This is a genomic window from Acidobacteriota bacterium (genome assembly GCA_038040445.1).
Taxonomy (GTDB): domain Bacteria; phylum Acidobacteriota; class Blastocatellia; order UBA7656; family UBA7656; genus Onstottus_A; species Onstottus_A frigus.
Genome location: JBBPIG010000048.1, coordinates 1 through 22806, shown reverse-complemented (window position 1 = coordinate 22806; position 22806 = coordinate 1). Strand labels below are relative to the sequence as shown.

16 protein-coding genes are annotated in these 22806 nt (G+C 58.4%); 14 read left to right on the top strand and 2 right to left on the bottom strand.

Annotated features, from left to right (window positions below):
• The 4 genes from AABO57_27850 to AABO57_27835 all read left to right on the top strand — a co-directional run.
• Nucleotides 1-269, top strand: a 269-nt coding sequence (locus tag AABO57_27850; GenBank protein ID MEK6289547.1) for a hypothetical protein, incomplete at its 5' end; no start/stop codon positions are given.
• Between the two features lie 122 nt (nt 270-391).
• Nucleotides 392-2749 (top strand): ATP-dependent Clp protease ATP-binding subunit, encoded by a 2358-nt coding sequence (locus AABO57_27845; protein ID MEK6289546.1) that lies wholly within the window; start codon nt 392-394, stop codon nt 2747-2749.
• A gap of 33 nt (nt 2750-2782) precedes the next feature.
• Nucleotides 2783-3268 carry a YbjN domain-containing protein gene (locus AABO57_27840; protein MEK6289545.1) on the top strand — a complete coding sequence of 162 codons (486 nt, stop codon included), beginning with the start codon at nt 2783-2785 and terminating at the stop codon, nt 3266-3268.
• A 111-nt stretch (nt 3269-3379) separates the two neighbouring features.
• A complete protein-coding gene (locus AABO57_27835; protein MEK6289544.1) occupies nt 3380-4699 on the top strand; it encodes an amino acid permease in 1320 nt (439 codons plus the stop codon).
• Nucleotides 4700-5017: 318 nt separating this feature from the next.
• On the opposite strand, the gene AABO57_27830 is transcribed toward AABO57_27835, so the two are convergent.
• On the bottom strand, nt 5018-6361 hold the full coding sequence (locus tag AABO57_27830) for an amidohydrolase family protein (protein MEK6289543.1): 1344 nt from the start codon (nt 6359-6361) through the stop codon (nt 5018-5020).
• A 66-nt stretch (nt 6362-6427) separates the two neighbouring features.
• On the opposite strand from AABO57_27830, the gene AABO57_27825 reads away from it, so the two are divergent.
• The 10 genes from AABO57_27825 to AABO57_27780 all read left to right on the top strand — a co-directional run bounded on the left by AABO57_27825 (nt 6428) and on the right by AABO57_27780 (nt 21307).
• Nucleotides 6428-6808 (top strand): hypothetical protein, encoded by a 381-nt coding sequence (locus AABO57_27825; protein MEK6289542.1) that lies wholly within the window; start codon nt 6428-6430, stop codon nt 6806-6808.
• Nucleotides 6809-7030: 222 nt separating this feature from the next.
• Nucleotides 7031-7456, top strand: a complete 426-nt coding sequence (locus AABO57_27820; GenBank protein MEK6289541.1) for a FixH family protein — start codon at nt 7031-7033, stop codon at nt 7454-7456.
• 99 nt (nt 7457-7555) lie between these two features.
• The gene (locus AABO57_27815) at nt 7556-10759 is read left to right on the top strand and encodes an efflux RND transporter permease subunit (protein ID MEK6289540.1); all 3204 of its coding nucleotides are present in this window, start codon (nt 7556-7558) and stop codon (nt 10757-10759) included.
• Nucleotides 10760-10857: 98 nt separating this feature from the next.
• On the top strand, nt 10858-12237 hold the full coding sequence (locus AABO57_27810) for a TolC family protein (protein ID MEK6289539.1): 1380 nt from the start codon (nt 10858-10860) through the stop codon (nt 12235-12237).
• 31 nt (nt 12238-12268) lie between these two features.
• Entirely contained in the window at nt 12269-13936 is a 1668-nt protein-coding gene (locus AABO57_27805; protein ID MEK6289538.1) for an efflux RND transporter periplasmic adaptor subunit, read from the top strand.
• Between the two features lie 97 nt (nt 13937-14033).
• Entirely contained in the window at nt 14034-16043 is a 2010-nt protein-coding gene (locus AABO57_27800) for a c-type cytochrome (GenBank protein MEK6289537.1), read from the top strand.
• Between the two features lie 67 nt (nt 16044-16110).
• Complete coding sequence (locus tag AABO57_27795) at nt 16111-17355, top strand: sialidase family protein (protein MEK6289536.1); 1245 nt, start codon at nt 16111-16113, stop codon at nt 17353-17355.
• A gap of 276 nt (nt 17356-17631) precedes the next feature.
• Nucleotides 17632-18177, top strand: coding sequence for a hypothetical protein (locus AABO57_27790; GenBank protein MEK6289535.1), 546 nt, complete (start codon nt 17632-17634; stop codon nt 18175-18177).
• A 302-nt stretch (nt 18178-18479) separates the two neighbouring features.
• Nucleotides 18480-18887: a DUF302 domain-containing protein gene (locus AABO57_27785; GenBank protein ID MEK6289534.1), complete on the top strand. Its 408-nt coding sequence runs from the start codon at nt 18480-18482 to the stop codon at nt 18885-18887.
• Nucleotides 18888-19039: 152 nt separating this feature from the next.
• Nucleotides 19040-21307: a copper-translocating P-type ATPase gene (locus AABO57_27780; protein MEK6289533.1), complete on the top strand. Its 2268-nt coding sequence runs from the start codon at nt 19040-19042 to the stop codon at nt 21305-21307.
• A 24-nt stretch (nt 21308-21331) separates the two neighbouring features.
• Here AABO57_27780 and AABO57_27775 read toward each other — a convergent pair whose 3' ends face one another.
• Nucleotides 21332-22669 (bottom strand): amino acid permease, encoded by a 1338-nt coding sequence (locus AABO57_27775; protein ID MEK6289532.1) that lies wholly within the window; start codon nt 22667-22669, stop codon nt 21332-21334.
• Nucleotides 22670-22806 lie beyond the last annotated feature (137 nt).

Below are 22806 nucleotides of genomic sequence, written 5' to 3'. Positions count from 1 at the left end.
GGTCCGGCGAGGGACAGTACCTTTCTGAGGTCCGCATCCTGACCCCGGATCGTGTGCAGCCGGTGGCGGCGTCATCGCCCTCGCCGTTTCAAGTGCCGCCCGACGGCTATGCCGACAACGTGACAATCTTCGCTAACGTCAACTTCCCCACCTCCGGCAGTTATGTCGTTCAATCGCTCATCAATTCAAATGTGTTCGCCGAACAGGCGCTTCACGTAACCGACGCGCAGCAGCCACAGCAGGTTGCGAGCAGCGAAACGATCCAGTAAACGCAATCGCCCGCAAGAATCCATTGACCCTCCAACGAGTCGCGATATAGGCTTTCACCGGAACTCCGAAAGCAGCTCGATGCGATGACATTCATCGCAAATTCCCCGGGCGGGCCGGCTCCATGCAAAGAGAACAACTACTCAACCTGCTGGATCGACGAGCGCGTGACGCGTTCGAAGGTGCGAAGCGCCTGGCGCTCGCGAATGGCGGAGCATTGTCGCCGCTTCACATCGTGGTGGCGGTGATGGAAAGATCATCAGGCTCGACACCGCGCGAGAGCGAGCGATCGTCCTTGCTACAAGTAGCGCAGAAGGCGATCGCCAATCGTTATCCGGACCCGTCAGAGTCAATCGTAGTTCCGAAGGACACCCAGGTCATCATCTCCGAAGCTGCAAGACTCGCGCAGCTTGATGGCTGTGTGCTTGCTGCCCCGGAACATCTGCTGCGCGCCGCGCTGGAGAGCCAGACGGTTAAGGAAGCCTTGGGCGACACGCCGCAGTTCGAGCGAGCGGCCCTGGAAGCGTTGGCAAATGCTCAACCGCTCTCCGACCCCGTTACTGAGGACAGTGAGGACCGGGCTCACGATCACACACCGCGCGGCCAGAAGGACCAGGCCGGCGCGTCGTCACCTTCCACGCGAGCGCTGACCGGGGCGCTTGAGGATTATTGCGCCGACGTTGCGGAAGAGTCGCGCGAGTCTTCTTCCCATCCCTTCGTAGGGCGCGAGCGCGAGATCAGTGCTGTTCTGGAAACGCTTTGCAGAAAGTTGAAGAACAATCCGCTGCTCATCGGCAAACCCGGAGTCGGCAAGACGGCGTTGGTCATCGCGGTGGCTTCGCGTCTGTGCGGGGGGAATGTGCCGCAGCGGCTGCGCGGCAAGCGCATACTCGAAGTCTCGCGGTTGCGCTTGCTCGCCGATGCGAAGTTCGCCGGAGAAACGGAAGAGCGGTTGAAGAAACTCCTCGCCGATGTGCGGTGCGCCGGCGACGTGATTCTTTTCTTCGACGAGATTCACACGCTGCTGAGCGCGGGCGGCGCTGCCGGCACCGGCGACATCGCCAATCTTCTTAAGTCGTCGCTGTCAAAAGGCGAAATAACCTGCATAGGCGCGACGACGCTCGCCGAGTACTACAGGTACATCGCGCGCGACGAAGCGCTCGCGCGGCGCTTCAGCACCATCACAATCGAAGAGCCCTCACTCGAGGAAACGCGTCGCATCCTTCTGGAGACTCGCAGCGCCTTCGAGTCCTATCACGGTGTCAGTATAGATGATGAGATCATCGGGTTGATCGTCGAGATGACCGAGCGCTATCTGCAATCGCGTAGCTTTCCTGACAAAGCGTTTGATCTGCTTGATAAGGCGGCGGCAAAGGCGACGCTTGCGGGCCACGATCGGCTCACTCGCGAGTGTGTGACCGAGACTCTCTCAGAAACCACCGGGCTGCCTCTGGAAATGATGGATGAAGATCCCGGGGAACGGCTGGACCGATTGGAGGAGGTCCTCAACTCGGCGGTTCCGGGTCAGCAACGCGCTGCTCGAGACGTCGCTCGCGTTGTGCGCATCGCGAAGCTCGGACTGGAGATCAGACCGGAGCAACCCGACGGCGTCTTTCTGTTTGTGGGCCCGGAGGGCGTGGGCAAGCAGGAGATGGCTATGGCGCTCGCGAAGTTCCTTTATGGTTCGTGGCAGAAGATGATCGAGTTCGACATGAGCCAGTTCACTGAGCCGTGGTCGATCTCGCGGCTGATCGGCGCCGAGCCGGGCTATGTCGGCTACGGCGACCGAAGCGGGTTGCTGTCGAAAGCGGCCGAGGACAATCCACATTCGGTGCTCTACTTCCGAAACATCGATCTGGCTCACGCGGTTGTTCAGCAGTTCCTCGGCGAAGCGTTCGAGCGAGGACGGTTCACCGACACCTCGGGCGCGAGGATCTCGCTTTCAAACACGACGGTGGTGATGTCGCTCTCGCACATGAACGAGACGGCGAAGCACTCGCAAATGGGTTTCGTGCATGACCCGGAGGGCGACGAGCGGCGCTTGACTGGGGACCTGCGAAGGACGGGAAGCCTTCACCTCCGCGAGCGAGGGTCGGGGTACGGAATCAGCGAGTCGCTAGCCGCAACGATTGACGAGGTCGTTGAGTTTCAGGTGCTGGATCGCGCCGCGACCGAGCAGATAATTTCCGAGCGGCTTGCCGAGCTGAGCGCGAGACTCAGGGGCTCGCAGCCGGTGGTGATCAGCATGGCCCCTCAACTCGCAGGCTTCTTCGCCGAACAACTGGCAAGCGAGCGCAAGAGCCTTGCGCAGCTCGAACGCCTTCTGCAAGAGATGATTATCATTCCGTTTACCCATCTACACCTTGACGGCAGCGCTGCGGGCGCAAGGCTCGAGGTGGTGATCAGCATCGAGAACGAATCGATAGGAGTCAGGGTTCAGAGTTCAAGCTTTAGCTTGCCCGGACTCGACCGCGCAACCTGAAGGTTGAACTCTGAACTTTCGTCGGAATCGAGAATGGAATTCCAAACCGAAGCTCACCAAAGAGTGTACGAGAAATCTCGCGACTATCTGCATACGCTGTTCGGTGAAGTAAACGTCAAGGTCATGGACGACACGTTCGTATTGCAGGAAGGCTCGACGTTCGTCTACGTTCGCACTCTTGCGATTGGTGAAAAGAAGTCAGGGGTGGAGGTCTTCGCGTACGTAGTCGTCGATGTGGAGGTGACCGAACAGTTGATGCGATACCTGCTCACCTACAATCTTCGGCTGATACTCGGCGGGTTCGGGCTGGCTCGCGGCGAAGGCGACAAAGGCACGGTGCTGCTTACGCATACGATACTAGGGGACTCGATGGACCGCGAGGAGCTTTACGCAAGCGTGTCAGCCATCGCGAGGGTTGCCGACGATCTTGATGACCAGATCGTCACGGCCTTCGGCGGACGGACCGCGCGCGACAAGCTGATGTCGGGAAAGAAAGAACCGGTCGAGTATTGGGAGTAGCGGGGCTTCAGTTTGTGCGAGCCGCAATGAATTGCAAATTGGAAATTGCTCTAATTTTCAATTTTCAATGTTCGCAATCCTCAATCGTCACACTCCTCGTACCATCCACAGATGAACACCCTCAACTCCACCAGTTCGATCGCCGACGCCTCCCCGCCTCGATTCGTAAGAGCCGTTGGACTGTTTGGACTGATCGCGATCGCGGTCAACGGAGTGATCGGTTCTGGAATCTTCGTCTTGCCTGCGACGGTTGCGTCATTGCTCGGACCCGCCAGTCCCGTCGCCTATATCGTCGCGGCAGTCCTGATCGCGCTGATCGTGCTGTGCTTCGCCGAAGCCGGAAGCATGTTCGAGCAAACAGGCGGACCCTACCTTTACGCCCGCGCGGCGTTCGGGAGCTTTGTCGGACTGGAAGTCGGGTGGATGTTTCTGCTGTCGAGGCTGGCGGCAACGTCGGCGATCGCTAATGCCTTCACCGCCTATCTCGGATATTTCTGGCCCACGCTTGGAAGCGGGACTGGACGCGCGATTGCTCTCACGTGTTTGATTTGGGGGCTGGCCTGGCTCAACCTGGTTGGAGTCAGGTACGGCTCGTGGACAGTGAACGTGCTAACGATCGTCAAGGTAGTTCCTCTATTGCTATTCGTCTTCGCCGGGTTGTTCTTCGTCGATAGCACTCGTTACCAGATACTCGCGTTTCCAGACGCCGGCCCGTTGCGACAGGCGAGCCTCGCGCTGATATTCGCGTTCGGCGGATTCGAGAATGCGTCGGTGCCGACCGAGGAAGTTAAGAATCCCACACGGAATCTGCCGATCGCGTTGATCGCATCGATTGCGGTGACCACGGTGCTGTACATTTTGATTCAAATAGTCGCGCTGGGCACGCTACCTGGGTTGGCAGATGACGCAACACCGCTGGCTTCTGCCGCGCGAATGTTCCTGGGTCCCGCGGGCGCGGCCATATTGACGGCCGGCGCGGTGCTTTCTACAACAGGGAGCAACAGCGCGGTGATTCTGGTTGGACCGCGCATCCTGTATGCGCTCGCCAAGGGCGGCCAGTTGCCGCGCGCTCTGGCACGAGTGCACCCGCGCTATCGCACACCTCACGTTGCGGTGATCGTTTTTGCCTTGGCCGCGTGGTTGATCGCGCTGTACGGGAACTTCGCTCAGCTTGTAACCGTGAGCGCCATCGCCCGTTTGCTGTTCAGCGCGACTACTTGTCTTGCGGTGCCGGTATTGAGGCGAAAGATGCCCGATGCCAACCGCAAATTCAGAGTGCCGGGCGGCATTCTCATGCCAGGACTGGCGGCGATGATTTCGATCTGGTTGCTCACAGGGATAAACAGGGCTCAAGCGATTGCGGGAGCAGTCGCCCTTCTGGCTGGCGCGGTGCTTTATTTCATCTTTCGAGAAACAAAAACGGCCGATTGAGATGGGAAACGGATAGCAAGCGAGTCAGAGGTCAGAGGTCAGAGGTCAGAGGTCAGAGGTCAGAGGTCAGAGGTCGGAAGTCAGGGGGAAGACTCCTAATCTATCGAGGCGGTATCGACGGCTACGCCAGCGCCTAGCAGGCTGCTGAAAAAGTCGATAACACACAAGTGGTCACGGCTAATCCCACCAACTGCGTTGATGGGATTTGGGGCGGCGTGCGGCGGCCTGTTTTGTAGGTTGAGTATGAAGGATCCACCAACTGCGCTGGTGGGACTATGGGTAACCGCTGTGAGAGCTGTCGCCTTTTTCAGCAGCCTGCTAGGTTTCCATCCGAAGTAGCGCAGCATTGACGCGGTTCTGAATCTCAGCCTCGTCGAGCGTCTTCATATCACGATCGAAGAGTACACGGCCGGCCACCGTCGTAAACACAACGTCGGCAGTCACCGCACTGAAGATGATGGTAGCCATCGAGTCGTGCACTGGCGCGTTGTGGGTGCGCGAAAAATCAATTGCTATCAAGTCTGCTTGCTTGCCCGCTTCAAGCGAACCGATGTCTCCCTCGAGCCGAAGCGCGCGCGCGCCGTCGAGCGTCGCCAGTCTGAGCAATCGCTCGGCAGCGGGTTGCTTAGAGTCGCGCGACTCGGCACGGTGAATCAATCCGCAGAATCGCGCTTCTTCTATCAGATCGCAACGATTGTTTGAAGCGACGCTGTCCGTGCCCAGGCCCACGCTCACACCCGCGCTCAACATCGAGGCGAGAGGGGCGATGCCGTGGCCGAGCTTCGCGTTTGACTTGGGGCAGTGCGCGACACGGGCATTGTAACCAGCCATCAGCGCGATGTCTTCAGGGTCAACTCTCACACAGTGCACAAGCAGCGGGCTGGTGTCCAAAACACCGAGCGACTCAAAATACTTGATCGTCGATACACCTGGCGCGGCCCACGCTATGCCTCGATCTCTCAACCCGCGCGCGAACTCGCCACCGCCAGTGAGCATCATCTCGCGTTCGGCTTCTGATTCAGCCGCGTGGATGCACACATCAAGAGAGTCATTCAAAGCATATCCGGCTACGCGGCGGAATAGTTCGCCCGAGACGGTGTAGGGCGCGTGTGGTGAGACGCCGGCTCGCACCAGGTCAGTTTCGCGCGCGCGCATGTCGTCGATCTTTTCTCTGAGTCCGCCGAGGCTCTTCGCCGCATCATCGGTATTGGGACCGAACACTTCACGATAGGCGACTCCTCGAAGCCCACTTTCAAGCAGCGCTTCAAAAGCCGACGCCGTGTCACCCGTATCCGCCAGCGTCGTCACGCCTGCGCGAATCGCCTCGGCCGCTCCCAAAAGAGCTGACGCCTTCAAGTCATCGATAGAGAGTTGTTCATACTTGGCGTGAGTCAGCTTCACGATCCAATCGCGAAACGAAAGGTCTTCGAGAAAGCCTCGCATGAGCGTCAGCTCGAGATGGCTGTGGGTGTTCACGAAGCCCGGGAGGATCGCCGCGCGCCCGAAGTCCTTGCGTTCAGCGTTGGATAAATCAGCCCGGGCTTCGGCTGCACTCCTCGTGCCGACAAAACTGATTCGGCTGTCGTCAACGGCGACTGCGCCGTTGCGGATCGGGGGCGAGCTTATGGGCAACACCCACTCCGCGACATAGAGACGTTTCATCATCGGGGATGATTAGAACTGGAGAATTGACCCTTTGCAAGAGGCGGTGTTAGACTCCGACTACTGATGATTCGACCGCTGCACATTCGATGGCTGCTCATTGTCGCGTTCATGCTGTCGGTCGCCGGCAACTCGCTGGCAGCCGTTTCACCCTTCGAAGGTGATGGCGAATGCGGCGGCTGTTGCAGTGCTCCGCGCCGCAATCAGCCGCGCGTGAGCCAGTCTAGACCTTGTTGTCTAACAGAATGCGGTCAGACCGGTGAGACTCAGAGGTCGGAGCCGACAAGTCTGCTGAGGACAAAGCGCGACAACAAGGGCTCCTCCCCGGTCGTGCTTGGCGTAGCAGCCGCTTATTCGATACAGCCGTCCGGGTTTCTGCACTCGCCCGCTCGCAGCATAGTTCAGTCAACACACATCTACCTCAGAACCGGTACTCTCCTGATCTAAAAGCCGTAGTGTGCCCATTCGCGGCACAAGTCATTCAAACGAACCGGGAAACTCTAAGTCCAACGCGTGATCGTCCGAGTATCTTTGTGAAGCGCTGAGTGCGTAAGCCGGCCGATGAAGCGCGCCAACTTGCGGCTTGAACATCGCTGGGCAGCCAAATTGGTTGGCGGCAAGCGACGGGGCTTGGAACAAACATACTGATGCTGTTCGGGAGGTGTATTAGTGAAAATCAGAACTATCGTCATATCGTTCGCGATTGCGATTCCTCTTCTCGTCTTGAGCGCTTGTGAGCGCTCCGGCTCATCCAGCAGCGAGAAGATCATCAAGTCCACTAAGTCAGGTGATACGACGATCACGCTTTCGAGCACCAGCGGCGAGATCAAGAGCGGAGAGAATGATCTCACGCTTTCAGTCACGGACGCCTCGGGCAAGCCCGTCGATGTTCCGGCTGCATCGCTCAAGTTCTATATGCCTGCGATGGGATCGATGGCCGAGATGAACGAAGTCGCTACACTGACGACAACCGACACGCCAGGCAAGTTTAAGGTTCGGGTCAACATCGAAGTCGGCGGCAGTTGGGAAGCGATGATCACTCTCCAGGGATCGCGCGGGACGGAACAGGCGACGATGAGCGTCACTGCCAAATAGTCCGTAGTCCGTGGTCAGTAGTCCGTAGCTCGAAGTCAACTAACGCTTGACTGCGAACTACGGGCTACGGACCACGGACCACGGACTACGGACTAACAGATGATCAACCGCATAATCGAATTCTCTCTCAAGAACCGCTTCATCATCGTCGCGGCGTACGTGCTGCTTGCGGGGTGGGGTTACTGGGCGCTCATCCGCACTCCGGTCGATGCGATACCCGACCTGTCCGACAATCAGGTCATCGTCTTCAGCGATTGGATCGGCCGCAGCCCACAAGAAGTCGAAGACCAGGTCACCTATCCGCTGACCACCACGCTTCAAGGCTTGCCCGGCGTAAGAGTGGTGCGCGGGCAGTCGGCGTTCGGGTTCTCGATGATCAACGTGATCTTCGAAGACTCGATCGATCTCTACTGGGCCCGCACTCGAGTCGCCGAGAGGTTGAACCTCGCAAGCAAGCAACTCCCCGAAGGCGTCTTGCCCACGCTCGGCCCTGACGCGACCGGCGTCGGCCAGATCTTCTGGTACACAGTTGACGGCGAAGGCTACAGCTTGCGTGACCTGCGTTCGCTTCAAGACTGGTTCCTTCGTTATCAGCTCAACTCGGTTCCTGGTGTAGCCGAAGTTGCGTCCGTGGGCGGACAGGTGCAGCAATATCAGATCGACGTCGATCCGAATCGATTGCGCGCTTATTCGATACCGCTCTCGACGGTCGTCGAAGCCGTCCAGCGAAGCAACTCAAACGTCGGCGGGAATGTCATCGAGCATAACGGCCAATGGTCGATCGTGCGCGGTGTCGGGTTGATCGGATCGGTGGCCGACTTCGAGAACATCGTGATTGGCGGTTCGGGCGGCACTCCGATTTTCGTTCGAAATGTCGCGGACGTGAACATCGGCAACGCGTTTCGAGTTGGGGCGCTGGACCGCGACGGTAAAGAAGCCGTTGGCGGAGTGGTGATCGCGCGATACGGGGTGAACACGCTTGAGGTGATTAGCGCGGTAAAAGCTAAGCTGGAAGCTCTCAAGCCTGGCTTGCCGCAGGGTGTGAGTGTCACGCCGTTCTACGACAGGACTGAATTGATCCTGCGGGCGACGGCTACGCTCAAGCGTGCGCTCATCGAAGAGCTGCTGCTGGTCACGCTTGCTCACATAATTTTTCTGTTTCACTTCCGCTCGATCCTGATCGTGACGATTCCGCTGCCGTTGGCGGTGCTCGCTTCGTTTCTGTTTATGCACAACCTCGACATCAGTTCGAACCTGATGTCGCTGTCTGGCATTGCGATCGCGATCGGCGTGCTGGTCGACGCGGGGATAGTCGTCACCGAGAACGCATTTCGTTACCTGGAAAAACGAGGCGTCGATCCGCGCGACCGGCAAAAGGTATGGGAGACCGTGCTCGAGTCGACTCGATTGGTGGGGCGGCCGATTTTCTTCTCGATGACGATCATCGTCCTCGCCTTTGTTCCGGTGTTCGCGTTGACCGGCAGGGAAGGAAAGCTTTTTCATCCGCTCGCATTCACCAAAACGTTTGCGATGCTCGCGGCGACGATCATTGCGGTCACGCTGGTTCCGGTGTTGTGCACGCTGCTCTTGCGCGGGCGCTTCCACTCTGAAGAGGAGAACTGGGTGATGCGCGTGTTGCAGCGTGGTTATCGGCCGGTGCTGAGCTTCGCGCTTGCCCATCGAGCCCTGACGATTGCGTGCGCGTTGCTATTATTTTCGGTCGCGGTGTTGCTCGCTACTTCGGCGAGTTGGCTGCCGAAGGCGCGATCTATTACGGCCAACGTTCCGATTGTTGGACCGCTCGTTCAGGCGATTCACCCGATCGGCAGCGAGTTCATGCCCGAGCTCAACGAAGGCGACTTGATGTACATGCCGATCACCGATCCGGCTATCTCGATCGACGAAGCGCTGCGCGTGATGCAGATGCAGGATCGGACGCTCAAGTCATTCCCCGAGGTCGAATGGGTGACGGGTAAGGCCGGCCGGGCGGAAACTTCGACCGACCCCGCGCCGGTCAACATGAACGAGACGATCGTTCATCTGAAACAACCAGACCAGTGGCGCCCCGGGATGACTCGCGAGAAGCTCATCGAAGAGATGAATGACAAACTCACGATGCCGGGTGTGACTAACATCTGGACGCAGCCGATCATCAATCGCATCGAGATGCTGACGACCGGCATTCGCACTGAGATAGGCGTGAAGATCTACGGAAGCGAGCTTGCCGAGATTGAACGGCATTCGCGCGAAGTCGCGTCGGTGCTGCAGACGGTGCCGGGCGCGGCGAACGTTTCGCCTGAGCCGCTCACCGGCCAGCCTTACATTGACATCAAGATCGACCGGCAAGCCGCCGCCCGGTACGGCATCGACGTACCAACGATCCAGAACGTCGTGGACACCGGCATCGGTGAAACCAATCTCACCGTGACGATCGAGGGGCGAAGGCGATTCCCGGCGCGAGTGCGTTACGCGCAACAGTTTCGAGCGAGCCCCGAAGCCCTAAGCGGGTTGCTTGTGTCCGCGCCCGGCGGCGCGCAGATACCACTTGCGCAAGTTGCGACCATACAAGAGGTCAACGGCGCGTCGATGATCTCGAGCGAGAACGGGTTGCTGCGCGGCACGGTGCTGCTCAACGTGAGAGGCCGCGACGTCGGCAGCTTCGTCGACGAAGCCAGGCAAGCGCTGCGGGAGCGGGTGCAGCTCCCGGCGGGCTACTACGTCGAATGGAGCGGTCAGTATGAGGACCAGCAACGCGCGCGGGCACGCTTGCTGCTGGTGATGCCGATCGTGCTGGTCGTGATCTTTTTGCTGCTGTACCTGACTTATCACTCGTTTATCGAAGCCGCGCACGTCTTGCTCGCGGTGCCGTTCGCGCTTACCGGCGGAGTGTATTTGCTTTATGCGCTCGGCTACAACTTTTCAGTCGCGGTGTGGGTGGGATTCATTGCGTTGTTTGGAACAGCGGTGCAGACCGGCATGGTGATGGTGATCTATCTGGAAGAAGCGGTTGAGCGCAAAAAGCAGGAAGAACTCAGCGGGAGGCTCACTCGCGAGCAGCTCAAGCAAGCGGTGATGGAAGGCGCGCTGTTGAGACTGCGGCCGAAAGTGATGACGGTGAGCACGGTGGTAGCGGGACTGCTGCCGATTATGTGGAGCACAAGCGCGGGCGCCGAGGTGATGAAGCCGCTGGCGACCCCGGTGCTCGGCGGGATGGTGTCGTCGCTGATTCACGTGTTGATCGTGACGCCGGTGATCTTCTTCTGGCTTCGCGAGCGGGAGCTGAAGCGAACGAGAAGTGACTGAGGTTCTCTTGGCGGTCTTTGCGACTTGGCGTCTTGGCGCGAAACGATCATCACGCAAAGGCGCCAAGCCGAAAAGCCGCCAAGAAGATGGAGGTGACGATGAAAGTTTTAACTAGATCAACTGTAGCGGCGTTGTTGCTGATACTCTCGACGACAGCAGCGCTTCCGCAATCAATGACCGAAGGATTAGTGTTCCTGGCAAAGTCGCCAAAGAGGATCGAGCCCGCCGAGCCGCGCTCGATGTACTCGCAATACATCGACGCGGTGAACGGGCTCACGGCGGATGCGCTTGTTCGTTACGCGCTCGCGCACAACGGTGAGCTTGCGGCCGCGAGGCAGATGATCGCCGAAGCGCGAGGGCGGCTTCGCCAGGCCGGGCTCAAAGCAAACCCGATGATCGAAGCCAGCGGGACACGCGCGGCCAATACTCCCGACAACAAGCTCATGGTCGGAGCGGAGCTGCCGCTCGAGCTTGGCGGTCGGCGAAGCGCGAGAGTCGTCGTCGCAACGGCCGAGCTTCAAGTGCGCGAAGCCGAGGTAGCCGATTTCGAGCGCAAGCTGGCAGCCGACGCGCGAATGAAGTATTCCGATGCCATAGCCGCCGCTCGCAATCTGAAATTCACCGAAGACTTGCTCACGCTCACCCGCGACTCGCATCGCCTCGTTCACGCGCGCGTCGAGAGCGGCAAGACCGCGCCGCTCGAGCAGAACCTGTTGCTGGTCGAGTTGAATCGAGTTGACGCGATGCGAATCGGCTTCGAGAGTCGCGCTGAAGTAGCGATACTCGAGCTTAAAAAAGTCATAGGCATGCCGGCAGGCGAACCGTTGCGGTTGCGCGGTGAGTTCGACACAACACGCCAACCAGTCACGCAGAGCGATGCGGTGCGAAACGCGCTCGCAACCCGGCCTGATCTGTCGGCTGCGCGCGCGGCTGAGAAGCTCGCCTCGGCGCAGATCGAACAAGCGCGAGCTGAAGGCAAAGCCGACGCAAGCATCTTCGCCGGCTACGAGCGAATGAGCAGCGGCTTCGATGTCTTTGGCTTCAACGACGCCGGGGCGCGCGTTCCAGTGATGGGTGTCTTCCACAATCTCACTTTTGGAGTGCGGTTGAGCCTGCCGGTGCGAAACAAGAACGAGGGCAACGTCGAAGCAGCGCTCGCATCCGCCGAAGCCGCGCGCAGCCGCCGCGAATTCGCCGAGCTTGTTGTTCGCAACGAAGTGGCCTCTGCGTACGCGCGTTTCGAGCGAGCTCAGTCTGCGCTTGCAGTCTATCGCGACGGCGTTCGCGGCCAGGCCGAGCGCAATCTCGACGTGATCCGCCAGACTTACACGCTTGGCCAGAAGACAGCGCTCGACTACGTCAGCGAGCAGAGACGTTTCATCGAAGTCGAGACCGGATACACCGAGGTGCTTAAGGAATACTTCAACTCGCTCGTCGAGCTCGAGCGCGCAGCGGGAACGCCAGTTCCTTCCGCGTGAGGTGATGAAAATGGACAATCAGGACAGTGCAATGAATCAACGTGAGAACTCAGAGGAGCCGCCGGCTCGGCGCCCGGTCGCGCTCAAGCGATGGGTTGTAGTCGCGGTGGTGCTGTTGGCTGCGGTCGCGATCGCGGTGACGTGGTTGCTCACGCGTGGATCGAGTCCGGGTTCAATCGCCGGACGCCCGGTTCCCGCACCGACAGGAGAATCCGTTCCAGCGCCGCCCGGTGCGGCGTCAACCGGGGCCCCGCCCCGTTCCGGCGAGATGGTGATCACGCTGTCTCCTGACAAACTCGCGAACGCCCAGCTAAAAACCGAAGTCGTCGCCGAGCAAACGGGCATGCCTTCCGCGGGCGCCGCCGGAATTCGAACAACCGGAACTGTTCAATCGAACGCGTACAAAGAAGTGCCCGTCTTTCCAATCGCGGGCGGCATCGTCAGGCAGATCAACATTGAGCTTGGTAATAAGGTGAATCGAGGGCAGACGCTCGCAACGATTTTCAGCAGTGAGCTGGCGGACGCGGAGGCGGCTTACTTGAAGATGGCCGCTGAGGTTGAAGAGCACCACAAGCATCACACGCGCACGATCGACCTTGTCGAGATTGGCGCGGCGAGCCGGGAAGAACTCGAGCAAGCCACTTCGATGAAGAAGACCGCAGAGGCGAGTCTCGCCTCCGCGCGAGAGCGGTTGATTCTGCTCGGCCTGAGCGAGAAACAGATCGAGGAGCTTCGCACTGCACAGAAGTTCCCAAAGCCGCTTATCGCCGTTGAGTCTCCCGCTTCCGGGACTGTGGTCGGACGCGCGGTCAACACCGGCGAGGTTGTCATGCAGGGCAAGGAGATGTTTCGAGTTGCGGACTTGTCGTCAGTGTGGGTGATCGCACAAATTTATGAGAGGGACTTCCAGACGGTCAACGTCGCGACGCCGGCGGTCATAACAACCTCGGCTTATCCGGGGCGGACCTTCAACGGGCGCGTTTCTTACATCGATCCGCGAGTCGATCCGCAAACACGGACGGCTCAGGTTCGCGTCGAGTTGGCGAATCCAAGAGAAGTGCTTCGGCTAGGGATGTTCGTAGACGTGAACTTCAGCGGCGGGGTTCAAGCTGCGCCGGGCGGGCAAACAGTTCTGGCTGTGCCTCGCTCTGCGGTTCAGACCATCGGAGCAAAGCAAATCGTCTACGTGGTAACCGATCGGCCGGGTTCATTCGTGCAGCGCGAAGTCTCGACCGGACAAGAAGTCAACGGCATGCTGCCCGTGTACAACGGTGTGAGTGCGGGCGAGCGAGTCGTGACCGAAGGAAGCTTTCTGCTTCGCGCTGAGAGCTTGAAGCTGAATCCTGCTCAGTCAGCGGCGACGGCTTCCGCGGCTTCGGGCGAACCAGTCAACCAGGCACAAGCCGCGACTCGCGCGCCGCAACAAGAAGCCGGCGTCCAGGCTGTCACAGTGAAGGTGACCGGTGAGGGCTTTCAGCCTGACCGGATCAACCTGAGGCAAGGCATTCCCGCGCGATTGACCTTCGTGCGAGAGATTGAAGAGACGTGCGCCACGTCGATCGTGATCCCGGAGTTCAACATCAAACAGGATCTGCCGTTCAAGGAACCCGTGGTGCTCGAGTTTAGACCCACCAAGGCGGGCGTGTTCGACTTCACCTGCGGAATGAAGATGCTCAGCGGGAAGATCGTGGTGCGTTGATCCTCTGAAGGCGCTTCGAATAGGAACTGAATCAAGGCGGTGAACTGGGAAATTCGCCGAAAGAGAGTGTTGATTGCTTAGACCGGAGGAGGACTGTATGAAATCGCATGAGTCGCGAGAGGTCAAGCTCGCGGTAATGGTTGTGTTTTGCACACTGGCGCTCGGGTACCTTGTATCCCAGCGGATAACGTATGCCGTCTCGCTTCCACAAAGGCCTCAGACTAAGAACCCGCTTCAACCGACTGAGAAGAACATCGCATTGGGCCTCGACCACTTTGACGCGCACTGTGCAAGCTGTCACGGCTCGACCGGCAAAGCTGATATTGAGAAGGGGAGAGCTGTAAGCGCGGCGGACCTGACTTCCGATAAAGTACAGACTAAGTCGGATGCAGAGTTATTCCGTCAGATTTCGAGCGGCGTTCCAGGTACAGCCATGCCGGCCTTTGGCAAGACTCATAAGCCGGCGGAGATTTGGCACACGATCTTGTTTCTCAGGAAGCTGCCCACGCTCACCCCCGAAGGTAGAAAGAAGCTCGAATCCGCCGTGCCAGCGAGCGCTCGCCACAAGCACGGCGCTGGGAAAGGAGAACAGCACGAGCATCCGGAAGCTAAACCGCAACAGCAGCCCTCTACTGAGCATCAGCATCAGCACGAGGCGGCTCAGACGCAGCAAGGGCAGAAGCCAGCGCAGCCTGAGCCTGCTCACGAGCATGGTAAGCAACCTGCACAACAACCCGCCAAGACACAACCACCGCAGGAACATCATCACGAAACTCAGCCTTCTACTCAGCAGGCTGACCAGATGAAGAAGGAAATGCCGGGCCACGATATGTCTAAAATGGGCGCAGAACATGCCGGGCACGACATGAGCGGAATGATGAGCACCATCACAGGGGGGCCCTTTCGTTCGATGTCGGCTGTCGGTTCGGGGACAAGCCTTATGCCCGCGAGCGCGCCAGGATATATGTGGCATTGGATGAAAGACGACTGGATGATAATGGCGCACGCCGACCTCAAGGCTGGACTCAACCATCAAGGCGGGCCTCGCGGAATAAACAAAGCTGAGTCGCAAAACTGGTTTATGCTCATGGCAGAGCGAGACGTCGGACCGGGCCGTTTGATGCTTCGAGGAATGTTCTCAGCCGAACCGTGGACTACACCCAGGCGTGGTTTTCCGGAGCTTTTCCAAACAGGAGAAACTTTCGCGGGCCGTCCGATTATCGATGCCCAACACCCACACGACCTGTTTATGGAACTCGCAGCCGCCTACAACATTCGATTGTCGGAGCATGTCGCTCTCAATTTCTACGGCGGCCCTGTTGCCGAGCCAGCACTTGGGCCGACGGCATTCATGCACCGAATGTCCGCGGCAGAGAATCCGGCGGCGCCGCTTGGACATCATTGGCAAGACTCCACGCATATCAGCCACGGTGTGATCACAGCCGGAGTGACAGCGTGGCGCTTCCGTGTAGAAAGTTCGCTGTTTCATGGCGCGGAGCCGGACGAGAACCGCAAGGACATCCAAAAGGGTAAACTCGATTCCTGGAGCGGGCGAGTCTGGTTCACACCAACGCCGGATTGGTCGATGCAGTTGTCGTATGGGCACCTGGTTAATCCAGAAGCGCTCGAACCTGGCAACCTCCAGCGGCTGACGGCCTCGGTTTCTCACAATAGCTCGTGGGAGGACGGCAACTGGGCTTCGAGTCTGATCTGGGGCCGCAATCACGAGCTACACGGTAACTCGAACGCTTACTTATTTGAATCGACAGCGAACTTCCTCGATAGGAATTACCTTTACACTCGGTTGGAGCTTGTAGATAAACAAGGGCTGCTCGAGGAGAACATATTCGGCCGCCGCGGCCTTGATGAGTTTCACCCGATAGGCAATGGCTTCGAGCTCGGCGACCGTTTCGAGCAGTTCTTCCGTGTAGGCGCGTTCACGTTTGGCGGAGTGCGCGACATCGTAGCCGATTCCAAGCTGCGAGTCGGCATCGGCGCAGACGTGACTTTCTACCACGTGCCGGATGGCTTAAAGCCAATCTACGGTTCAAGCCCGACGAGCTTTCATTTTTTCTTGCGCATCCGGCCCGGGAAGATGAAGCACTAACCGATATTCACGAATCGAGAAGTGTATGATTGCGGTGTTTAGGACACGAGCGAGTAGGAGGAATCGAATGTCACATCTTTTCCGAAGCATTCACGGATTACTCTTTGTTCTACTGTTCATCGTCATCGCCGCCGGGCAGGAGCCGGCAAAACAAAATGTGATAGTCCGGCCGCTTGATTCACCTGCCGCGCCCGGCAGTGGTGAGCCAAACCTGTACTCGGCGCCTGATGGACGAGTCTTCTTAACCTGGATCGAACCGGCGGGCGATAAAGGCAGCAGGCTGCGATTTGCAATCCGCAATGGAGGCAATTGGTCCGAGCCTCGCACGATTGCCGAGGGCGCGAATTGGTTCGTCAACTGGGCCGATTTCCCGTCCCTGGTTGCGCTGCCAAACGGAACGCTTGTTGCGCATTGGTTGGTGAAGGGCGGTCCCGATAGTCACGCATACGATATCAACATCTCTCGTTCGACCGATGGCGGCAAGACATGGAGCAAGCCAATACTCCCGCATCGCGATGGCACAATGACCGAGCACGGCTTTGTCTCTATGCTGCCCTGGACTAGCGGGCGCGTGGCAGCAGTGTGGCTCGACGGCCGTAACTTCAAAGAGAACTCGCAAGACGGTCACGGATCATCTGCGAATGAAATGACTCTGAGGTACACAACCATCGACGCCAAACGCGGGCTTTCTGAAGATGTGCTGCTGGACTCGCGCGTCTGCGATTGTTGCCAAACGTCGGCTGCGCTTACGACGGACGGAGCAATCGTGGTGTACCGGGATCGCTCTGAAAAAGAGATACGCGACATCTCGATCGTTCGCTTCTACAAAGGGCGATGGACACAGCCCCGAACACTGAATGTTGACGACTGGGAGATTCACGGTTGTCCGGTCAATGGCCCATCGGTTTCCGCTGACGGGCGGCGAGTAGCAGTCGCGTGGTTCACTGCGGCGAAGGACGTTCCGAGAGTGAAGGTAATCTTTTCTAGCGATGCAGGCGCGACATTCGGCCAGCCAATAATAGTGGATGAAGGAACTCCGGTTGGCCGTGTCGATGTATTGATGCTGGCCAACGGATCGGCGCTTGTCAGTTGGTTGGAGCGCACGGCAAAAGGCGGAGAAGTTAAAGTCCGTCTACTCAGACCAGATGGCTCGCGCGGTCAGTCAACAACAGTAGCCGAGTCGAGCGCTGCTCGAGCAAGCGGCTTTCCTCAAATGGCACGCGCCGGAGATGAAATCATTTTTGCGTGGACTGATCCGGGAACTCCTTCGCGAGTACGGACGGCAAAGGGAAGGCTTGTCCCCGGAAGATGAGTTTTCTAAGTTGTCCAATAATGGACAGCAGTTTATCTCGGGATGGCCAATCATGAACATCCCGAAGATTGGTGGAACTATGCTCCGACGATCACCTGCTGGGCATGAGCGAGAGCAAGGATGGAAGCTAGGGACTGCAGGTGCCCAAGCCGCGTGAACAGATTTGACTAGTCCGTCTGGACCTGCACGGCGGGCCCGGCCATGCGAGCGCCTGAGTTCAGTCTCACCGCCACGCTTTCAATTAACAACGGTAGAGAACCTAAGGAGAGAGCAATCATGAAGACAAAAGCTTACACAACGATTCTTGCGGTCATCGCGCTGATGCTGTTCAGCGCAGTGGGCGCGCTGGCACAAACAGAACATCAGCATGGCGCACAGAAGCCTATGCAACACGACATGTCCAAGATGGATATGTCCAGCATGATGAACGAGCCGCACCATGCCTTAGCAATGGCTTATATGCAGAACCTCGGTACGTTCGCAAAAACCCTGCACCACCAGGCGGAAGGCAGCAGCCCGCTTAATGCTAAGTTTGCCCGCGCCGCGGTTGCTGAGATGAAACGGAGCCTCGACCAGATGGAGGAGCATCATGGGGAGCATATGAAAATGATGAGCGAGGAGATGCGCTCGCATATGGCGGCGATGATGAAGGACATGGAAATGCATCGCTCGATGCTCAAGGATGCGGTCAGCGCGCTTGAGAAGGATGTCCGGGCTGATCAACCCGACTCCAAGCAAGTCACAGCGGACAGCGCTAACGTTCTCAAGCATCTCGATGAAATGTCGAAGATGCACGATGACAAGAAGATGAAGATGAAGTAGGTGTTCGTAGGGAGGTATGAAAAAGATGGCTGAATGGTTATTGCCGGTACTACTTATTGCGGCTTGGATCGTGCTGATGCGCTGGGTGCTGCCGCGCTTCGGCGTCCCGACTTGAATGGCTAACTCGTGCCGCGTCGAGTCTCGACCGGGTGCAGTAAAGGACGATAGCCGCACAGCAGCAGTGGGAGACGCAACAGGTTCGCGCGACTTAAACAGCGAGCGATAACGAATGCTCACAAGAGGGCATGGTTGTAGCAGCCGTGCCCTCTCGCAATTTGGTTACATTGGAAAAGGAGATGAAGATGAGTGCACAGGAACCGCAACTTTCAAAATACGGCTACAGCCGGACGCTTGACGTTTCTTATAGCGAAGCCGTGGGGCGCGCACGTGAAGCTCTCAAAGCTGAAGGCTTCGGTGTGCTCTGCGAGATTGACATCAAGGAGAAGCTGAAAGAGAAGCTCGGCGTCGACTTCCGGAATTATGTGATCCTCGGCGCGTGCAACCCGGCGCTTGCGTACCAGACCTTGCAGGAGGAGATCAACATCGGCCTGCTGTTGCCCTGCAACGTGATTGTCTACGAGCAAGACGGGCGGTCGGTTGTCTCCGCCGTGGATGCAGCCAGAATGCTGTCAGTCGTCGGTAATCCCAAGCTGGAGTCAACGGCTAACCAGGTGAACGAAAAGCTGCGTCGAGTCATTGACAACCTGTGACCCGCACGAATGGCTTCGTCACACCGAGCGATAACAAGGACAAGGGAGAGCGCAGCGGACCGATGCGGATCGCAGACAACAGCAACGAATACACCTGCCCAATGCATCCCGACGTTCGCCAGAAGCGGCCAGGCTCATGCCCGAAGTGCGGCATGGCGCTTGAAGCGCTGGTCATCACACCGCCGGCGGCGAAAACGGAATACACCTGCCCGATGCACCCGGGGGTTCGCCAGAACCGCGCAGGCTCGTGCCCGAAGTGCGGCATGGCGCTTGAAGCGCTGGCCATTAACCTGCCGGCTACGAAAACAGAATACACCTGCCCGATGCACCCGGAGATCGTGCGAGACCGCCCCGGCCTTTGTCCGATCTGCGGAATGGCTCTGGAACCAAGAACGGTCACCGGCGGGGAAGAGCACAACGAAGAGCTGGAGGACATGACTCGCCGGTTCAAAATCAGCTTGCTTCTGACAATCCCACTGCTCCTGCTCGCGATGTCGGAGCTCATTCCAGGCCAGCCTGTGCAGCACGCTGTATCGATGCGATTGCTCAAGTATATTCAGTTGGCTTTCGCCACCCCTGTAGTTCTTTGGGGAGGCTGGCCCTTCTTCCAGCGGGGTTGGGCTTCCATCGTCAATCGCAGTCTCAACATGTTTACTCTCATCGCCATCGGCACGGGAGTGGCCTACTGGTACAGCGTCATCGCCACTTTCTTTCCAACCATCTTCCCTGGCTCCTTCCGCAGTCACGGCGATGAAGTAGGCGTCTATTTTGAGGTCTCTGCGGTAATCGTAGTATTGGTCTTGTTAGGCCAGGTTCTCGAACTGCGCGCGCGTAGTCAGACAAGCAGCGCAATCAAAGCATTGCTCGGACTGGCTCCAAAAACGGCCCGAGTCATGCGCGATGATGGCACAGAAGAAGAGACATCTCTGGATCTCATAAAGCCTGGAGACAGGCTCCGAGTTCGCCCGGGAGAAAAGGTCCCCGTAGATGGAATGGTCCTCGAAGGCACGAGTTCTGTCGATGAGTCTATGGTGACCGGCGAGCCCATTCCCGTAGAGAAGAGCAAAGGCGATAAGGTCACGGGTGGTACCGTCAACGGCACGGGCGGCTTCACAATGCGCGCGGAGCGAGTCGGCAGCGAGACGCTTCTTGCGCAGATCGTGCGGATGGTAAGCGAAGCTCAGCGCAGCCGCGCTCCCATTCAGCGCCTCGCGGATGTTGTCTCCTCTTACTTTGTTCCTATCGTCATTGTGGCCGCCATCATCACGTTTGCCGTGTGGGGTCTTGCAGGGCCTGAGCCGCGTCTGGCCCATGGGATCGTCAACGCGGTAGCTGTGCTGATCATCGCCTGCCCCTGCGCACTGGGGCTTGCGACGCCGATGTCGATCATGGTGGGAACAGGCCGCGGCGCCTCGGCAGGCGTGCTCATCAAGAATGCTGAAGCCCTCGAGATCCTGGAGAAGATTGATACGCTTATTGTGGATAAGACCGGCACGCTCACCGAAGGCAAGCCGCGCCTTACCTCAGTACTCCCATTGAATGGCACGAGTGAGTCAGAGCTACTGCGACTGGCAGCTAGCATCGAGCGGGGAAGCGAACATCCTCTGGCCGCGGCAATCGTAGCCGGCGCGCAGCAGAGAAACTTGAGCTTCTCTGAAGCCGAAGAGTTTCAATCCATCACCGGAAAAGGCGTTATTGGAAAGATCGATGGGCACGTTGTTGCTCTTGGCAACAGCAAGCTGCTCGAGCAATTGAACATCGACGCGAGCAGTGTTATCGAGCGAGCAGAGGCTCTGCGCAAAGAGGGCGAGACGGTAATGTTTGTCGGCGTTAATGGCCGGCTCGGGGGTTTACTCGGCGTGGCTGATCCGATCAAAGAGTCTACGGCTGAGGCAATCCGAGCGCTGCACGAGGATGGAATACACATCGTCATGCTCACCGGCGACAATCGGACTACTGCCGAGGCGGTGGCTCGAAAGTTAGGCATAGACGAGGTCGAGGCCGACGTTCTTCCCGAGCAGAAGGGCGAGGTAGTAAAGCGTCTACAGGCTCAGGGCCGATTGGTGGCGATGGCCGGCGATGGTGTGAACGATGCTCCGGCCTTGGCGCAGGCGCAGGTTGGAATTGCAATGGGGACGGGCACGGACGTAGCTATCGAGAGCGCCGGCGTCACCCTGTTGAAGGGCGACCTGCGTGGCATCGCGCGCGCTCGCAAGCTGAGCCGAGCCACAATGCGCAACATCAGGCAGAATCTCTTTTTCGCTTTTATCTATAACGGGCTCGGAATCCCGATCGCAGCGGGCGTTCTCTATCCAGTGTTTGGTTTGCTACTCAGCCCAATGATCGCAAGCGCCGCGATGAGTTTCAGTTCCGTGTCGGTGATAGGCAACGCGTTGCGGCTGCGCAAGGTCGAGTTGTGAGGGTCCAGTTCACCATCTAAGGCTTCACGCTTGCAGATTCTCATCAGCACGTACACTGGTTTCGCTCTTACCCTGCTTGTCGCCCGCGAATCGATAACCAAAATAGATCACCAGGCCAACTCCTGCGGCAATTGCCGAATCGCGCGCATCGAGCAAGCTACTGTTTGACAGTAGCCACGCCGCGAGCAGAAGGGCCGCTATGGCAACGGCCACGCCGGCAGGTGCTTTGAACATTGCTGGTGCAGCGCCCTTTTTGCGCCGAAAGACAATCAGCGCAGCGCAGGTCACGCCGTAGGACAACAGCCGCGCTATCACACTCAGATTGACCTGCCGTGCGAACGTGCTCGCCAGCGTTAGGCCGAGCACGACGAAGGACGTAATCAGGATCGAAATGTGCGGCGTGCGAAATCTCTTATGCGTTGCGCCGATAATCCTCGGAAGCTCGCCGCGTTCTGACATCGCGAAAGGCAGTCGTGAGCCGGCGAGAATGATGACGTTCAGGTTGCCGACGATCGAAACCACGACTCCGGCCGAGATGATTGCGCCGCCCGCCCTCCCCAGAAAGACGCCGCTCGCATCGGCTAACGGCCTTTGAGAAGTTGCCAGGCCTGGAAGTGTTCCGATACAGATGACCTGAATCGAAATGTACAGCAGAGCCACTACGCCGATCGCTGTCAGCAGCGCCATCGGAAGGTTACGCTGCGGATCGCGAACCTCACCTGCAGGGATCGCCGCCATCTCGAAACCGGAAAAGGCATAGACCAGCATCAACACAGACGACGAGAAAGCGCCGTAAGCCGGACGCTCGGCGAATGAGTAGTTCTGCGAGTTGAGGAAAAACAAACCCACCCCGATGAAGAGAATTATCGGTATCAGCTTGCCTATAGTGAAAACGTTCGTAACGCGCGCAGCGTCGCGCACGCCGACGACGTTTACGGCGGCGATCGCGGAAACTACAACGACGATGATTGCCTCGCGCCAGTAATGAGTCGTCGCCGGACCCCAGAAGAAGCCGAGGTAGTCGACGAGCAGGTTGCAGTTCGCCGCGAAGGCGGTTAACCGTGCGAGCCACATCAGCCAGCCAACTTCAAATCCGACCGCAGAGCCGAATGCCTCGCGCGCATACAGGTACGGTCCGCCGGTCTCGCTGAATCGGCTGCCCACTTCAGCGAAGCAGAGAATGATCAGAGCTACAACGATCGCGCAAACTATGAACGCGATCAGGCTGTACGGACCAACCAGAGCGTAGGCCCTTGACGGCAATCCGAAGATACCAGCTCCGATGATTGCGTTGATGGCAACGGCAACGAGATCCCAGCGGCGGATCCCTCGGATCAGACCTTCCTGTGTCGGTTGAGCCATTTCGTGAGTCTCGCTCGCCTCGATTGACGAGGCGCGGGAATACTAATGCTGGCGATGCGTTTGTTCAATCGAGATTGGCGCCCGCTGATTGTGCACATCTGTTCCAACGTTGGCGATGCTTTCTGATAGGCCCGCGT

Coding starts and splice junctions, on each gene's coding strand:
- AABO57_27810 (MEK6289539.1), top strand. CDS start 10,858: ATGAAAGTTTTAACTAGATCAACTGTAGCGGCGTTGTTGCTGATACTC.
- AABO57_27780 (MEK6289533.1), top strand. CDS start 19,040: ATGGCGCTTGAAGCGCTGGTCATCACACCGCCGGCGGCGAAAACGGAA.
- AABO57_27825 (MEK6289542.1), top strand. CDS start 6,428: ATGATTCGACCGCTGCACATTCGATGGCTGCTCATTGTCGCGTTCATG.
- AABO57_27830 (MEK6289543.1), bottom strand. CDS start 6,361: ATGAAACGTCTCTATGTCGCGGAGTGGGTGTTGCCCATAAGCTCGCCC.
- AABO57_27785 (MEK6289534.1), top strand. CDS start 18,480: ATGAGTGCACAGGAACCGCAACTTTCAAAATACGGCTACAGCCGGACG.
- AABO57_27800 (MEK6289537.1), top strand. CDS start 14,034: ATGAAATCGCATGAGTCGCGAGAGGTCAAGCTCGCGGTAATGGTTGTG.
- AABO57_27795 (MEK6289536.1), top strand. CDS start 16,111: ATGTCACATCTTTTCCGAAGCATTCACGGATTACTCTTTGTTCTACTG.
- AABO57_27815 (MEK6289540.1), top strand. CDS start 7,556: ATGATCAACCGCATAATCGAATTCTCTCTCAAGAACCGCTTCATCATC.
- AABO57_27775 (MEK6289532.1), bottom strand. CDS start 22,669: ATGGCTCAACCGACACAGGAAGGTCTGATCCGAGGGATCCGCCGCTGG.
- AABO57_27845 (MEK6289546.1), top strand. CDS start 392: ATGCAAAGAGAACAACTACTCAACCTGCTGGATCGACGAGCGCGTGAC.
- AABO57_27805 (MEK6289538.1), top strand. CDS start 12,269: ATGAATCAACGTGAGAACTCAGAGGAGCCGCCGGCTCGGCGCCCGGTC.
- AABO57_27840 (MEK6289545.1), top strand. CDS start 2,783: ATGGAATTCCAAACCGAAGCTCACCAAAGAGTGTACGAGAAATCTCGC.
- AABO57_27790 (MEK6289535.1), top strand. CDS start 17,632: ATGAAGACAAAAGCTTACACAACGATTCTTGCGGTCATCGCGCTGATG.
- AABO57_27835 (MEK6289544.1), top strand. CDS start 3,380: ATGAACACCCTCAACTCCACCAGTTCGATCGCCGACGCCTCCCCGCCT.